Below are 14,695 nucleotides of genomic sequence, written 5' to 3'. Positions count from 1 at the left end.
AAGTGGAACGCCATGTGGCACTCGTCGCCGCCGGAGGAGTAGTCCCCGAAGTAGTCGACGACGTCCTCCGGCCACTGGTTGGCCTCCGCCAGCAGCACCTTGTCCGGGTACTGGGTGTCGATCTCCTTGCGCACCCGCCTCAGGAACTCGTGCGTCGCCGGCAGGTTCTCGCAGTTGGTGCCCTCCTGCTGGTACAGGTACGGCACCGCGTCCAGCCGGAACCCGTCGATGCCGAGATCCAGCCAGAACTTCAGCGCGGAGATCATCTCCTCCTGCACCGCCGGGTTCTCGTAGTTGAGGTCCGGCTGGTGCGAGAAGAAGCGGTGCCAGTAGTACTGCTTGCGTACCGGGTCGTACGTCCAGTTGGAGGCCTCGGTGTCGACGAAGATGATCCGGGCCCCGGGGAACTGCTTGTCGTCGTCGGCCCAGACGTAGTAGTCCCCGTACGGACCGTCCGGATCGCGCCTCGACTCCTGGAACCACGGGTGCTGGTCGCTGGTGTGGTTCATGACGAAGTCGATGATCACGCGCATGCCGCGCTGGTGGGCGGCGTCCACGAACTCCACGAAGTCGGCGAGGTCACCGAAGTCGGGCAGTACGGCGGTGTAGTCGGAGACGTCGTAACCGCCGTCCCTGAGCGGGGACTTGAAGAACGGCGGCAGCCACAGGCAGTCCACGCCGAGCCACTGCAGATAGTCGAGCTTGGCGGTCAGGCCCTTCAGGTCGCCGATGCCGTCGCCGTTGCTGTCCTGGAAGGAGCGGACCAGGACCTCGTAGAAGACCGCTCGCTTGAACCACTCCGGATCCCGGTCCCTCGCGGGCGTGTTCTCGAAGGTGTCCGGGACGGGCTCATTGACGATCATATTGTGGGTGACCCTCCGATCTGCGGGTTGGACGGTCGCAGGACGGTGCTGTGTTCACCCGGGGGGCAACCCCCGGACCCCCGGCCGACGGCGAGCACATGCGCGCCACCGGGCCCGAGTCGCACATAGTTGGCCCTGCCCCAGTGATAGGTCTCGCCGGTGAGCTCGTCGCGCACCGGCACGGACTCGTGCCAGTCCAGGCCGAGTTGCGGCATGTCCAACGAGACCGTGGCCTCCTGGGTGTGGTGGGGGTCGAGGTTGGCGACCACCAGAACCGTGTTCGACCCGCTCCGCTTCGAGTAGGCGATCACCGCGTCCTTGTCGGCGTGGTGGAAGTGGAGATCGCGCAGCCGGCGCAGAGCTGGGTTCTGCCGTCGGATCTCGTTGAGCCGGGTGACGAGCGGCGCGATGGTGCGGCCCTCGCGCGCGGCCGCCTCCCAGTCCCGCTGCCTGAGCTGGTACTTCTCCGAGTCGAGGTACTCCTCGCTGCCCTCCCTGAGCGGGGTGTTCTCGCACAGTTCGTAGCCGCTGTAGATGCCCCAGGTAGGGGAGAGGGTCGCGGCGAGCACGGCCCGCACCTCGAAGGCCGGGCGGCCGCCGTGCTGGAGGTAGGCGTGCAGGATGTCCGGGGTGTTGGCGAAGAAGTTCGGCCGCATGTAGGCCGCCGCCTCACCGGCCAACTCGCTGGCATATTCGGTGAGTTCCTGCTTGCTGTTGCGCCAGGTGAAGTAGGTGTACGACTGCTGGAAGCCGATCTGGGCCAGGGTGTGCATCATCGCCGGGCGGGTGAAGGCCTCGGCCAGGAAGATCACGTCGGGGTCGGACGCGTTGATGTCCGCTATCACCCGCTCCCAGAAGACCACGGGCTTGGTGTGCGGGTTGTCGACGCGGAAGATGCGCACGCCGTGGTCCATCCAGTGCCGCAGGATCCGTACGGTCTCGGCGACCAGGCCGTCCATGTCCGCGTCAAAGGCAATCGGATAGATGTCCTGGTACTTCTTCGGCGGGTTCTCGGCGTACGCGATCGTGCCGTCCGGCCGGTGATGGAACCACTCGGGGTGCTTCTGCACCCACGGATGGTCCGGTGAGCACTGGAGCGCGAAGTCGAGGGCGATTTCCAGGCCCAGCTTCCGCGCCTCGCCGACGAAGTGGTCGAAGTCCTCGATCGTGCCGAGATCCGGGTGGACGGCGTCGTGCCCGCCCTCGGGAGACCCGATCGCCCACGGCACGCCGACATCGTCCGGCCCGGCGGTGAGCGTGTTGTTGGGCCCCTTGCGGAACGTCGTGCCGATGGGGTGGACGGGCGGAAGGTAGACGACGTCGAAGCCCATCTCCGCGATCGCCTCCAGCCGGCGCGCGGCCGTGCGGAAGGTGCCGTGCGGGTGTTGCGGGGTGCCCTCGGAGCGCGGGAAGAACTCGTACCAGGACCCGTACAGGGCCCGCTCCCGCTCCACCAGCAGCGGCAGGGGATCGGAGGCGGTGACCAGCTCCCGCAGCGGGTGGCGGGCCAGGAGGTCCCGCACCTCCGGTGCCAGTGCCGCCGCGAGGCGCCAGGCGGCGGGGCGGTTCTCGTTCCGCAGGGCCGCCACGGCTTTCCGCACGACCGGCCGTTGCCGTTCCGGGACCCCGTCGGCCGCCCGCTCGTACAGCCGGGCCCCCTCCTCCAGCACCAGTTCGGTGTCGATGCCCGCAGGGATCTTGATGCCGGCGTGGTGCTGCCAGGTGGCGACGGGGTCGGACCAGGCCTCCACCGTGTAGGTCCAGCGGCCGGGCTCGCCCGCGGTGACGGTGGCGCCCCAGCGGTCGGTGCCCGGGGCGAGTTCGCGCATCGGCGTCCACGGTCCGGGCCGGCCGGCCGGGTCGCGCAGCACCACGTTCGCCGCGACGGCGTCGTGACCCTCCCGGAAGACGGTGGCGGACACCTCGAACGACTCACCGGTCACCGCCTTGGCGGGCCTGCGCCCGTGCTGGACCACGGGGCGCACGTCGAGGACGGGGATGCGGCCGAGAGTGGTTGTTCCGGAGTCCGCCGGGGGGCCGGGCACATCGGCGGGCCTCGCGACTTTCTTGCCCGGATTTTTCCTTGCTGCTGACTTGGCCTTGCTGCTTGTCGGTGGTGATGACGAGTGGTGCGTGGCGGGCATGACCGCTCCTGTCCGCGTCAACGTGGGTGTGGGCGGATGGATGTGGGGAGGTGGGTCCTGCGGAGGTGCCGTGGGACGCCTGTGGGGCCGTACCGGAGGAGCCTTCCCACCCTGTTCGGGTGGGCAATCCGGAACTTTGTTAACTACTCCCGCGTATGTCCACCCACAAGACCGGCCCCCTTTTTCCGGATGCCCGCGCGCCGCCTCCTGACGCCCCCGACACCCCGTCGGGCGCCTCCCCACCGACCCCCGGGTAACCACTACCGTCGAGGTTGACGACGAGACGCACAGCGCCGTGCGTCTCCCCCGTAACGCGTCCGAGGTGGCAGTGTGAAGGCGATCCGTCGGTTCACCGTCCGTCCCGTTCTCCCCGAACCCCTCCGGCCGCTGAGCGACCTGGCGCGCAATCTGCGCTGGTCCTGGCATGCGGAAACGCGCGATCTGTTCCAGTCCGTCGACCCCGAGGCATGGGCCGCGGCCGGGGGTGACCCGGTGCGGACACTGGGCCGGGTGCGGCCGGCGCGGCTGGCCGAGCTGGCCGGGGACCGGCGGTTCCTGCGCCGCCTCTCCGCGGTCGCGGACGACCTCGACGACTATCTGACCGGCGACCGCTGGTACCAGACCCAGGCGGACGGCATGCCCGCCGCCGTCGCCTACTTCTCCCCGGAGTTCGGCATCACGGCCGCACTGCCCCAGTACTCCGGCGGCCTCGGCATCCTGGCCGGGGACCACCTGAAGGCGGCCAGCGATCTCGGCGTCCCCCTGATCGGTGTAGGACTGCTCTACCGGCACGGGTACTTCCGGCAGACCCTCTCCCGCGACGGCTGGCAGCAGGAGCACTACCCGGTGCTCGACCCCAACGAGCTGCCCCTCACCCGGCTGAAGGAGGCCGACGGCACCCTGGCACAGGTCTCCCTCGCGCTGCCCGGCGGCAGGGCACTGCGCGCCCGGATCTGGCTGGCCCAGGTGGGCCGGGTGCCACTGCTGCTCCTGGACTCGGACGTGGAGGAGAACGACCTCGGCGAACGCGGGGTGACCGACCGGCTCTACGGCGGCGGCAGCGAGCACCGGCTGCTGCAGGAGATGCTGCTCGGCATAGGAGGTGTGCGGGCGGTGCGGACGTACTGCCGCCTCACCGGGCACCCGGCACCGGAGGTGTTCCACACCAACGAGGGCCACGCGGGCTTCCTCGGCCTGGAGCGGATCGCCGAACTGTGCGAGCGGGGCCTTGACTTCGACTCCTCTCTGGAGGCGGTGCGCGCGGGCACGGTCTTCACGACCCACACTCCCGTCCCGGCCGGCATCGACCGCTTCGACCGGGAACTGGTCGGCCGGCACTTCGGGGCGGACGCCGAGCTCCCGGGCATCGACGTGCAGCGGATTCTGACCCTCGGTATGGAGACGTACCCGGGTGGCGAGCCGAACCTGTTCAACATGGCCGTGATGGGGCTCAGGCTGGCCCAGCGGGCCAACGGGGTGTCGCTGCTGCACGGGCAGGTCAGCCGGGAGATGTTCGCGGGCCTGTGGCCGGGATTCGACCCCGAGGAGGTGCCGATCACCTCCGTGACCAACGGCGTGCACGCGCCGACCTGGGTGGCCCCGGAGGTGCTGCGGCTGGGCGCCCGGCAGGTCGGCTCGGAGCGCGCCGAGGACGCGCTGACCGTCGGCGGCACCGACCGCTGGGACTCCGTCGCCGACATCGCGGACCAGGAGATCTGGGAGCTGCGCCGCACCCTGCGCGAACAGCTGGTGCTGGAGGTGCGGGAGCGACTGCGGGCGTCGTGGCGCCAACGGGGCTCGGGAGACGCCGAGTTGGGCTGGATCGAAGGGGTACTCGACCCCGACGTCCTGACGATCGGTTTCGCGCGCAGGGTCCCGTCGTACAAGCGCCTGACGCTGATGCTGCGGGACCGGGACCGCCTGATGGAGCTGTTGCTGCACACCGAGCGCCCCATCCAGATCGTCGTCGCGGGCAAGGCGCACCCGGCGGACGACAGCGGCAAGCGCCTCGTCCAGGAACTGGTCCGCTTCGCCGACGACCCCCGGGTCCGCCACCGCATCGTCTTCCTCCCCGACTACGGCATGGCGATGGCGCAGAAGCTCTACCCCGGCTGCGACGTCTGGCTGAACAACCCCTTGCGCCCCCTGGAGGCGTGCGGCACGAGCGGCATGAAGGCGGCACTCAACGGCTGCCTGAACCTCTCCGTCCTCGACGGCTGGTGGGACGAATGGTTCCAGCCGGACTTCGGCTGGTCCATCCCCACGGCGGACGGTGCGGCCACGGACACCGACCGCCGCGACGACATCGAGGCGGCGGCGCTGTACGACCTGCTGGAACAACGGGTGACCCCGCGCTTCTACGAGCGGGGCCGCGCAGGCCTCCCCGACCGCTGGATCCAGATGGTCCGCCAGACCCTCACCCTGCTCGGCCCCAAGGTGCTGGCCGGCCGCATGGTCCGCGAGTACGTCGACCGCCTCTACGTCCCCGCAGCCCAGGCCCACCGCGCGCTGACCCCGGAGGCGGCGGGCGATCTGGCCGCCTGGAAGGCGAGGGTGCGGGCGGCGTGGCCCGGGGTGAGTGTCGACCACGTGGAGACGACGGTGACGACGGCGACGGCGGAGTTGGGCACGACGGTGGGGCTGCGGGTGCGCGTCGGCCTGGGTGATCTCGTGCCGGACGACGTCGAGGTGCAGGCGGTGTCGGGCCGGGTGGACGCGGAGGACCGCATCACGGACGCGACGGTGGTCCCGCTGAAGCCGGCCGGTGCCCCGGATCTGGAGGGCCGGCAGCTGTACGAGGGCCCCCTCGCCCTCGACCGCACCGGCCCCTACGGCTACACGGTCCGCATCCTCCCGAGCCACCGCCTGCTGGCCTCCGCCGCCGAGCTGGGACTGGTGGCTGTGCCTTCGGAGGAGGGGGTGGAGGGGGCGGGAGTGTTGCTGCGGTAGGCCGCGGGCTCAGCCCTTCTTCAGGGCTTCGATGAAGAGGGCGAAGGATCCGGCCGGGAGGGTGAGGGTGCCGACGGCCGGGTCCTTGGAGTCGCGGATGGCTATGTGGGTGCGGGAGTTGGCAATCTCCACGCACTCGTTGCCGTCGCCCTCGCCCGAGTAGGAAGACTTCCGCCAGGTGTCCATGGGATGCCTCACAGCTCCTTTGCCAGTCGGTGGATGAAGTCACGGGACTCGACCGGTCCGAGTGATACGGCCTCCACCATACGGAAGCGCGTTCGATAGATGTTGAGCTGGGCCTCGGCATCGATGAAGACTGCGCCATGCGGCGCGTCCCGCACCACTGTGTCCAGCTGGGGCAGGGAGCTGCCGGCGTACGTCATCCCGCTCGACGCGGCAAAACCGTCCAGGTCGAACGGGATGACGCGCAAGGTGACGTGATCGGCTTCGGAGAGCTCAAGAAGCCGGGTGAGCTGGGCCTTCGAGGTGGAGCGGTCGCTGACCCTGATGCGAAGCGCCGCCTCATGGACCAGGGCCTCGTACGGGATGGTGATCCTCTGGCGCTCCTTGCGGTGCCGGATGCGCAACTCAAGTTCCTCTTCGGTGAGTTCGGGCAATCTCGACGAGAAGACGGCACGGGCATAGTCCTCCGTCTGCAGCAGGCCCGGCACGTACAGGATTGCCACGTGGCGCAGGAACCGGGCGTGGTGCTCCAGCTCGGACAGGTCCAGGAACGACGTGGGCAGCAGGCCCCGGTACTCCTCCCACCAACCCCGCGTTCTGTCCGTGGCCATCTCGACCAGCGCGTCGATGAACTCCGCATCCGTACAGGCGTAGTGGGAGGCCAGTCGACGCAGTCGCTCCTCGCTCACTCCTCTGAGTCCCGATTCGATGTGGCTGATCTGGACCCTGTTCGCCCCGAGCAGCGCCGCTGACTGGATGGCCGTGAGCCCGGCCGCCTCGCGGAGCCTGCGCAGTTCGACCCCCAGGCGCACCTGCCGTGCTGTTGGTTCCGGCCTCTGAACCATGAGTTGATCCTTCTCTTTCGGTGGCAGATCGCGTGATCGGCTTGCTGCGGGTTACACGTTACCTCTACGGTCGGTGACGCGACGCGCACACAGCGGAAGCGCACCGCTCCGTCCTGCCATGACGGCTGCGGCATTGCCACCGCGCGCGAAATCCCCACTCATCGACCGGAGTTGATGACGCATGCCCGAAAACGAGCCCATCGAGACCTGGGACTACACCCTCTACATCCCGAACGACCTCAGAGCCGTGACCGTCTGTCGCCGCACCCTGCGCCTGATCCTGACCGTGCATGGCCTGATCGGCCTGGTGGACACGGCGGAGCTGCTGGCGGCGGAGCTGGTCTCCAACGCCGTACGGCACACCAAGGGGCCGGCCGCGCTCAGGGTCCGCCGTACCCCGGAGGGCATGGTGTGGATCGGGGCATGGGACACCGACCCCGCGCCGCCGGACCCTCCGCGTCCGCTGGAGCAGATGGCGGAGCTGGAGGACGGAAGAGGCCTGGGCCTGGTGAAGGCGTGCGCGGAGTACTGGGGGTGGCAGCCGACGGCCCGGTTCGGGGACCGGGGGAAGTACGTGTGGTGCGAACTTGCGGCGGCGTAGCTCGTTGATCACGGCGATGGAAAGGAGAGCTGATGGTCGGCTCGTCGCATGAGGCGTTGCACCGGATCTTCCAGAAGGATCCGACGCTGCTGACGAAGGCGTTACAGAAGGTCCTGCACGTGCCCTTCCCCGAACCGCGGGAGATCGCCGCGCTGAACGTGGACCTCACGGAGATCGAACCGGTCGAGCGCCGGGTGGACACGCTGCTGCGGGCGGAGACGGACGAGGGCACGTATCTGCTGGTGGTGGAGTCGCAGGGGAAGGTGGACGAGCGCAAGCGGGGCAGCTGGCCGTACTACCTGAGCTACCTGTACGAGAAGTACCGCTGCGAGCCGGTGCTGATCGTCGTCACCCAGAGCAGTAGTACGGCCAAGTGGGCGTGCCGTCCGATCCGGCTCGGCTTCCCGGGCTGGGAGTCGCTGACGGTACGGCCCCTCGTGCTGGGCCCGGACAACGTGCCGGTGATCGCGGACGAGCGGCAGGCCGAGAAGGACGTCCCCCTTGCGGTGCTCTCGGCCATGACACACGGGCGTGGCCCGCAGGCTCCGGCCATACTGGAATCCCTGGCCGCCGCCCTGCGGACCATCGACCCGGACACGGCCGCAGTCTTCGTGCAGTTTGTCGACTCCTGCCTGACCGACCCCCAGGCGAAGCAGATGTGGAGGGATTTGATGACGGCGATCCAGTACTTCTGGCGACACCCCCTGGCCGAACAGGTACGCGAGGAAGGCCGCGAACAGGGTCGAATTGAGAGGAGCCAGCAGATGCTCCTTCAGATTCTGGATTGGCGCCGTATCCCGGTACCCGACTCCGTCCGCGAGCGAGTCGAGGCGTGCACGGACCTGGACCAACTGGAGGCATGGGCCCAGCGAGCCGTGCACGCCACGGACGCGACGGAGTTGTTCGCCGACGAGTGAGCACGTGGCCGTTGGGTCACTCGCTTCCCCGTCAGCGTCGTGCCTCCGGGAAATGCGTCAAGGGCGCTCCGCGTCGCCTCCGGCGATGGCCCTCCGGGGCACCCTTGACCCACCTCACTCCAGCACGGTGTAGAAGCGAGCAAGCGGCCTGGGAGAGCGGTGGCTTGCACCGGTACGGGCCCCGAGGGCGCCGACTTGCTTCCGTCGGCTGTGGGGCGGACGGCTCTCGCTTGGTTCTTGCTTCGCTTCGACCTTTACAGTACGTCTGCCAAGGTCGCTCGAAAGGCGTCTACTTCCCGCCGAATGTATGGAGAAAGGTCAGTGAGTATACGCACCGTCTCGTCAAGATGAATTGCAAGTCGCGGATCTTCCCTCCATACCTCCTCACTGCGAGTCAACACCGCTGAGAGCAGGTCGTCGTCGTACCAGCCGGTCTCTACTTCATTGGGCGCCGTTTCGCGTAGGAAGTCCAGGGCAACTGGAAGCAGCCATGGAAGGCCGACATCCTGGGAAACCAGTCGGCGGAGATCTTCCACGGTCAAATCCTTGATAGCCCGCCGCCTCAGCTCATGGACACTGCGCACCAGAGGCGTACTGTCCGGCGGCGGATCGGGCCATCGATGTCTCTCTAGCTCTTCAATGGACCTGTTTCTATCGACAGAACGCGACAGCATGAAATATCCATTCTCTGGCGAGTTTACGCGCGATGGCCGATCGAATGCAGGAAGCCGTTGAGGCGGTCAAGTTCTCTAATTACCTCCTTGTGCTTGGCTATCAATACGTCGATGCCTCGATCAGTCAGCGTTTCCGGCAGAACGTCCATCTCGCGTTCAAGGACTCTCCTTACCCGGTCGAGGCCATCTCGCGCCTGCTTCAGCTCTGCTATGTGATCGAAGGGGGTTCCGTCAGCTTTTCGGGCAACCACTTCCCCGTTTGCCTCTCGTCGGGCGGCATCATAGTGGTTGTGCTTCGGCTGCGAGTTCACATCGCCGAGTGGGTCCTTCTTTATATTTTCAAATTTATCGATAGCCCGCTGTGCGGCTGGCGACAAACCCAACGAACGGCATGCCTGCGGGGCGAGACCCAGTGGGTCGGCCCATTTGTAGGGATTGCGAACGTAGGCGACGGGATTGAGGGCGGGTTCGAGTCCGAGAGGGTCAGGGCTGAGGTATCGGGCGCTTTCGGGGTCGTAATGGCGGAAGTAGTTGTAGTGCAGGCCCGTCTCGGGGTCGTAGTACTGTCCCGGGAAGCGTAGGGGGGTGTAGGTCGTGCTGTTCGCCGCCCACGCTGTCGTGCCCCACAGGGCACTTCGGGTGCGCCAGGCTATCTCGCCCTGTTCATCGACGAGTTCGTTCGGGGTGCCGACCAGGTCGGTGACGATGGCGAAGAAGCGTGAATCGACCTCGTGCTGCGGGGCGTCCGCTGCCGTTATGCGTTCCGTTTGAGCCAGAGGGCGTAGCCCCTGGTGGTCCCAGGTGAGGGTGACCGGGTTGGGGAGGCCCGGAGAGGTTGTCGTCTGTTCGCAGAGGGTGGTGCCGTCCCAGGTGAAGTCCACCCGTTCCACGACTGTTTCGCCGTCCTCCGCCAGGCGGAGCTTTGCCATGCGGCGGCCCAAGGGGTCGTAGGTGTAGCGCCAGCGGGTGCCGTCGGGAGTCGTCACCGAGGTCAGGCGGTCCTCGGCGTCCCATGCGTAGCGCCAGGTGTACGGCCCATGGGACAGGCGGGTCTTCTGGCGGAGGGTGACGCGGCCCAGGACGTCGTGTTCGTAGCGGATGTTGCCGGCTCGGGTGATGCGGGTGCCCGCATACGTGCGTGGACCGGTCGCCTCCTGGCCCGGGTGGTCCGTCGGCCAGGTGGCCTGGGTCTGGTTGCCTGCCTCGTCGTAGGCGTACCGTTCCGTCCAGTTCGCTGCGTGGACCGCCGTCACGCGGCCCGTCGCGTCCAGGTCGAAGCGGCGGGCGCCGGACAGGTGGTCCTCGATGCCGATCACGTTGCCGTCGGCGCGGTAGGTGTATGCCCTGTGCTGGACCATGCGGCCCTGCGCGCCGGTCACTGACTGGCTGATCGTACGACCGAGTGCGTCGAAGGTGTGTTCGAGTGAGATCGATTCGCCGATGCGACGTGACAGTTCGCGGCCTGCCACGTCGTACGTGAAGTCGATCGCTCGGCCCGAAACCACCATGTTTGTACGCTGGCCTGCTGCGTCGTAGGACCAGGTGGTGGCGGCTCCGGTCGGGGTCGTGCGGCCTGTGCGGCGGCCCAGGGTGTCGTACGTGTATTTCAGCGTGCGACCGTCGACCGTCTCCGAGAGCAGGCGGCCGTAGCGGTCGCGCAGCAGCGTCAGGGTCGTGCCGTCCGGGCCTACGGCCTGCGCCAGTTGGTCCGTTGCCGTTGCAGTCGTCTATCTGCTCCAGGACCGCCAGGTCGGTGCCCCGGTCGGCGAAGTGCCGCACCCGGCCGGTGCGGGGGTCGGTGACGGTGTAGCCGCCGTCCACCCGGTCCAGGGGGAGGCGCGGGCCGTGGCTCGCCAAGGTGGGCACGCCGGGTGCGGGGTGGGGGTACGACAGGAGCAGGCCGTCCTCCGTGACGTAGACGACTCCCTCCGCGTCGATCTCCAGACGCTGGTCCAGGGTGGAGGACCAGGACGGGCCGAACCAGCGGCCCAGACGGTAGCCCGACTCCACCCGCCGGGTCAGGGCAAGCGGTAGTACGCCGGGGAGGGTGACGTCGATCTGTGGCAGGTACATCTTGCCGGTGGCTACGTTGACCGGGTCGCCGCAGCCCTCCGTGCTGCTCCCGTCATGCGAGTGCTGGGGCGGGTCCTCGTTGACCTTGTCCCGGGCCGTTGCTTTGCCCGCGCCTTCCGCCCCCGCCCGTGCCTCTCCCCGCGCCGCGGCCTCCGCCGCGTCCCGGGTCAGGCCGACCTCCATTCCGGCGCCGTCGCCGAGGAACAACTGAGGGATCGCGCGGCCGCCGAACTCCGACGGGTCCTTGCGTGCCTCGTCCCACATGTCCTTCAGCGCGCGGTCGGGATGCATGGCCGTGGAGGTGAGTCCGGACAGGGTCATGCTGAGGCCCTGGAGGTACTCGGCGGGGTGCGTGAGGTTGTACGGGTCGAAGGGGTCCACGCTGCGGACGAAGCCGATCAGGCCGGCCGTGCCCTTGACCACACCCCCGACGACGTGCGTGAGTTCGGTGTTCGCCGCCTTCATGCCGTCGGTGAAGTCGTTGCCGAGGCGCTTCAGCGGCGGGGGCTCGGCGGGCGCGTGGGCCAATGCCGCCTTCACCTTGCCCTGGGCTTCGGTGGCGGCGGTGTTGCGCTGCTTGCGGGCCGCGGCCAGCTTGTGCACGGCCTCCTTGATGTCCGCCTTGCCCGGGTCGTGGAACGGGCCGGGCTTCGGGCCAGGTTCCTCGTTGGCCTTCACCTTGGCGTTGTAGGCGTCGACCTGCTTGTTGTACGTGTCGACCGCGTCCTTGGACGCCTTGACGCCCTTCTTGTAGAGCGCGACGGCTTCCTTGGCCTGGCCTTGTGCCCAGGTGACGGTGTCGGCGTACGACTCCAGGGCGCCCGCTGCCGTGTGGCAGGCCTCGGCAGCCTGTACCCACTTGGTGGGGTGGACGCCGAACTTCTTGCGGAAGGCGTCGCCGCCCTCGCCCTGCCATCCGGAGGAGTCGACCTTCTTCAGGCCCTGGCCGACCTTGTCGAAGGCGCTGTAGAAGTCGCGCAGGTGTTTGGCGCTCTCGCGGATCTTCGCCGGGCTGCCGTGGACAAGTTCGTTGGCTTCCTCAGTCTGGCCCAGCTGTTGTTCCCCGGGGGTGGCGCAGAGGTCCGAGGCGAGTCCGTCGCCCCAGTCCTCGACTTCGTCCGCCCACTTGTGCAGCCCGACGTGGTCCAGGCCCTTGCCGACTTCGTCCGTGACGTAGTCGATGCCCTCGCCGAGCTTCTTCTTGCCCTTGTCCCAGAGGTGCTCCGCGCCGCCCAGCAGCGCGTTGGTCGCGTCGCCGAGTCCCATCAGCCCTCACCCTCCTGCTGCCCGGCTGCCTGGGCACGGGCCTCGGGGGAGGGGCCGAAGGCGTCGTCAAGGAACTTGGCGTACTCGGATTTCGACATGCCGAAGGTCTCGGGGCCCGGGCTCAGCGGCCCCAGCATCTGCGAGGTCGCCACGTCCCGGCCGGCGTCCTCCAAGTTCTGTTTGCTGTTGGCCCAGGCGTCCTCGAAGGACTTCTTGCTGTAGTCCGGGTGCAGGTAGGCGTTCTCGGTGCTGTTGGCCCACTGGCCCCAGCTCATCTTCTCCACGTCTGCCTCGGAGGCGTGCGGGTCGCCCACCAGGGAGTTCGCGCCGACCTTCAACGCGCCGCTGACATACTGATCGGTCTCGTAGTACGTACCGGCCGCCAGATTCGTCTCGAGCGCGAAGTTGTTGCCCTCGTTGATCAGCGACCGCACACCCCACTCCCAGCGGTCGCAGAAAGACTTGAAATCGCCGGTCAGTCCCTCGTGACCCAGCTCCAATCCGGACAGGACGAGCTCGTTGAACCCACGCCCGGCGCCGGCCTCGCCGATCATGCCGAGTTCCTTCAGCTCACCCAGCGCGTCGGTCAGGCCCTTGGCGATCAACGCCAGGCCTTCCGTTCTCAAGTCCCAGCGCTGGTCAGTCACGTCACGTCCCCCGTTACCGCAGTTTCCGTTTCGACGTCCACCGCCGCCTCGTCCGGCACGATCCCGCGTACCGGCGGGAACAGCGCCCCCTCGCCCTCGCTGCCCACATCCAGCGCCACCCCGCACGGCACCCCCACCGCCGGAACCGCCGCATCCAGCAGCCGCGCCCCGAGCCACCGCTGGTACGCCCACTCCCGCTCGGACTCGCCGCGGGTGAGCGCGAAACGGGCCAGGGCGTGCTCGTTGGAGAAGGCGTAGATCCAGCGCACGCCGCCGAAGTCGGCCGTCAGCAGCGCGCTGTTCTCCGCGTCGAGAGGGACGAGTACGGCCGTGCGGCGGAACTCGCCCAGCAGCACGGCGAATTCGCGGCGCCTGCGCTCGACGGCATCAATGGCATCAGTTGAGGCCGCTGCCTGCTCACGCAAACCCGCGCCCTCGGGTGCCTCCGGCCCGGCCGTCTCCTGCCGCCCAGTGCGGGGCAGGTCCACATAGTCGTACAGCTGTGACCTGCGTATTCGCGCCGACGGTTCGGCATCGCCCCCCAATTCGAACATGCCTCGGATCATCACATCAGCACATTGAGCATCGCAACGCGGAACCGTGAGTCCTCGGGCAGGTCGACCGAATTCCGACCCCGGTGGGCCGGGCTACCCCGCGAGCAGGTGCAGCCCCGCGCAGTCGTCACCGCCGGCCGGGTCCGGGGCGTACAGCCAGTAGACCGTCGCGAGCAGCACCGGTGTCAGCAGCAGGGCGAGGAGCGCGAACATCGCCGCCAGGCCGCGCCGTTCGGTGCGGGGCAGGATGACGAACATCAGGAGGGAGGTGAGGGCGCAGGCCAGGCCGGTCCACGAGGTGACGTACATGCGCGTCGAGGGGCCCAGATAGCGGCAGTTCTGGAAGGTGTCGGAGTCCCAGGCGATGCGGGCGACGAGGAGTACAGCGGCGAGGGCCGTCGTCACGGGGACGAGGAGGGCCGTACGGGTGATGGTTCTCATGCCTCGGACAGTCCCTCGCACAGCCTGCGCAGGACCGTTCCGCAGCGGCGGGCGTACGCGTGCTGCAGGCCACGGGTCGCCGGGCCGCCCGCCTTCGCGTACCACTTGGCCGCCTTGCTGAAGGCCGCCACCGTCAGCCAGACCGTGCCGTCGCCGGTGCGGTCGACCACGAAGGCCTCCTCGCCGGATTCGGGGTGGCCCTCCAGGGTGCCGTAGGCCCAGCCGGCGCGGCGGGGTTCGTCCACCGTCCAGAGGATGCGGCAGGGGGCCTTGATGACACCTGCCAGGGTGACCGTGACGTCGACGCCCTCCGCGGCTCTGTCCGCGCCGGCGTCGATGCCCACGCCCAGGGCGCGGTGCATCTCCCAGGTGAGGACCGCCTCGGCCGCGCGGTGGAAGAGCTTGTTGCCCTCGCCGAGGCGGGTGCGGACGAGCATCGGGTGGAAGCCGGGCGGGCAGTACGTCAGGTCGTCGCGGGTCGCGCCGACCGGCTCGTAGGTGAAGGGCGCCGAGGACATGGGTCACAAGGGTAGGGCGG

General features: G+C 68.4%; 12 protein-coding genes and 2 pseudogenes. 3 read left to right on the top strand and 11 right to left on the bottom strand.

Features of this window, described 5'->3' with window-relative positions:
• Together ACFYZB_RS36190 and ACFYZB_RS36185 are read right to left on the bottom strand one after the other, a co-directional pair.
• Positions 1–863 (bottom strand): alpha-amylase family glycosyl hydrolase (locus tag ACFYZB_RS36190; protein ID WP_388765745.1); only part of this gene is annotated, 863 nt, incomplete at its 3' end.
• Positions 860–3,007, bottom strand: coding sequence for an alpha-1,4-glucan--maltose-1-phosphate maltosyltransferase (locus ACFYZB_RS36185; RefSeq protein ID WP_388765743.1), 2,148 nt, complete (start codon positions 3,005–3,007; stop codon positions 860–862). The genes ACFYZB_RS36190 and ACFYZB_RS36185, both read right to left, overlap by 4 nt.
• Before the next feature lie 330 nt (positions 3,008–3,337).
• Between ACFYZB_RS36185 and ACFYZB_RS36180 the strand changes: the two genes are divergently transcribed.
• On the top strand, positions 3,338–5,956 hold the full coding sequence (locus ACFYZB_RS36180) for a glycosyltransferase family 1 protein (protein WP_388765741.1): 2,619 nt from the start codon (positions 3,338–3,340) through the stop codon (positions 5,954–5,956).
• A 9-nt stretch (positions 5,957–5,965) separates the two neighbouring features.
• Here the strand turns inward: ACFYZB_RS36180 and ACFYZB_RS36175 are convergent, their stop codons facing one another.
• The gene (locus ACFYZB_RS36175; RefSeq protein ID WP_388765739.1) at positions 5,966–6,142 is read right to left on the bottom strand and encodes a DUF397 domain-containing protein; all 177 of its coding nucleotides are present in this window, start codon (positions 6,140–6,142) and stop codon (positions 5,966–5,968) included.
• Positions 6,143–6,150: 8 nt separating this feature from the next.
• Entirely contained in the window at positions 6,151–6,984 is an 834-nt protein-coding gene (locus ACFYZB_RS36170) for a helix-turn-helix domain-containing protein (RefSeq protein ID WP_388765737.1), read from the bottom strand.
• A 181-nt stretch (positions 6,985–7,165) separates the two neighbouring features.
• On the opposite strand from ACFYZB_RS36170, the gene ACFYZB_RS36165 reads away from it, so the two are divergent.
• Positions 7,166–7,585: an ATP-binding protein gene (locus ACFYZB_RS36165; RefSeq protein ID WP_388765736.1), complete on the top strand. Its 420-nt coding sequence runs from the start codon at positions 7,166–7,168 to the stop codon at positions 7,583–7,585.
• A gap of 32 nt (positions 7,586–7,617) precedes the next feature.
• On the top strand, positions 7,618–8,502 hold the full coding sequence (locus ACFYZB_RS36160) for a hypothetical protein (protein ID WP_388765735.1): 885 nt from the start codon (positions 7,618–7,620) through the stop codon (positions 8,500–8,502).
• Between the two features lie 254 nt (positions 8,503–8,756).
• Here ACFYZB_RS36160 and ACFYZB_RS36155 read toward each other — a convergent pair whose 3' ends face one another.
• The 7 genes and pseudogenes from ACFYZB_RS36155 to ACFYZB_RS36125 form a co-directional block, all read right to left on the bottom strand.
• The gene (locus ACFYZB_RS36155) at positions 8,757–9,176 is read right to left on the bottom strand and encodes a contact-dependent growth inhibition system immunity protein (RefSeq protein ID WP_388765734.1); all 420 of its coding nucleotides are present in this window, start codon (positions 9,174–9,176) and stop codon (positions 8,757–8,759) included.
• 23 nt (positions 9,177–9,199) lie between these two features.
• Positions 9,200–10,888 (bottom strand): annotated as a pseudogene (locus ACFYZB_RS36150) (polymorphic toxin type 28 domain-containing protein); the annotation flags it as partial.
• A gap of 235 nt (positions 10,889–11,123) precedes the next feature.
• Positions 11,124–12,515 (bottom strand): annotated as a pseudogene (locus ACFYZB_RS36145) (putative T7SS-secreted protein); the annotation flags it as partial.
• Complete coding sequence (locus ACFYZB_RS36140) at positions 12,515–13,162, bottom strand: hypothetical protein (RefSeq protein ID WP_388765732.1); 648 nt, start codon at positions 13,160–13,162, stop codon at positions 12,515–12,517. The gene ACFYZB_RS36140 and the pseudogene ACFYZB_RS36145, both read right to left, overlap by 1 nt.
• Positions 13,159–13,716: a hypothetical protein gene (locus ACFYZB_RS36135; RefSeq protein ID WP_388765729.1), complete on the bottom strand. Its 558-nt coding sequence runs from the start codon at positions 13,714–13,716 to the stop codon at positions 13,159–13,161. Before ACFYZB_RS36135 ends, ACFYZB_RS36140 begins: the two co-directional genes overlap by 4 nt.
• Before the next feature lie 93 nt (positions 13,717–13,809).
• The gene (locus tag ACFYZB_RS36130; RefSeq protein WP_388765727.1) at positions 13,810–14,157 is read right to left on the bottom strand and encodes a hypothetical protein; all 348 of its coding nucleotides are present in this window, start codon (positions 14,155–14,157) and stop codon (positions 13,810–13,812) included.
• Positions 14,154–14,675, bottom strand: coding sequence for a DUF1990 domain-containing protein (locus ACFYZB_RS36125; protein WP_351212648.1), 522 nt, complete (start codon positions 14,673–14,675; stop codon positions 14,154–14,156). Before ACFYZB_RS36125 ends, ACFYZB_RS36130 begins: the two co-directional genes overlap by 4 nt.
• Positions 14,676–14,695 lie beyond the last annotated feature (20 nt).

The sequence above is a fragment of the Streptomyces sp. NPDC001852 genome (assembly GCF_042891825.1).
Lineage (GTDB): Bacteria > Actinomycetota > Actinomycetes > Streptomycetales > Streptomycetaceae > Streptomyces.
This window is presented reverse-complemented; position numbering and strand designations above follow the sequence as displayed.

Bases quoted from the DNA above. Each gene is read 5' to 3' on its own strand.
- ACFYZB_RS36185 (WP_388765743.1), bottom strand. From the start codon at position 3,007: ATGCCCGCCACGCACCACTCGTCATCACCACCGACAAGCAGCAAGGCC.
- ACFYZB_RS36175 (WP_388765739.1), bottom strand. From the start codon at position 6,142: ATGGACACCTGGCGGAAGTCTTCCTACTCGGGCGAGGGCGACGGCAAC.
- ACFYZB_RS36170 (WP_388765737.1), bottom strand. From the start codon at position 6,984: ATGGTTCAGAGGCCGGAACCAACAGCACGGCAGGTGCGCCTGGGGGTC.
- ACFYZB_RS36165 (WP_388765736.1), top strand. From the start codon at position 7,166: ATGCCCGAAAACGAGCCCATCGAGACCTGGGACTACACCCTCTACATC.
- ACFYZB_RS36160 (WP_388765735.1), top strand. From the start codon at position 7,618: ATGGTCGGCTCGTCGCATGAGGCGTTGCACCGGATCTTCCAGAAGGAT.
- ACFYZB_RS36155 (WP_388765734.1), bottom strand. From the start codon at position 9,176: ATGCTGTCGCGTTCTGTCGATAGAAACAGGTCCATTGAAGAGCTAGAG.
- ACFYZB_RS36135 (WP_388765729.1), bottom strand. From the start codon at position 13,716: ATGTTCGAATTGGGGGGCGATGCCGAACCGTCGGCGCGAATACGCAGG.
- ACFYZB_RS36130 (WP_388765727.1), bottom strand. From the start codon at position 14,157: ATGAGAACCATCACCCGTACGGCCCTCCTCGTCCCCGTGACGACGGCC.
- ACFYZB_RS36125 (WP_351212648.1), bottom strand. From the start codon at position 14,675: ATGTCCTCGGCGCCCTTCACCTACGAGCCGGTCGGCGCGACCCGCGAC.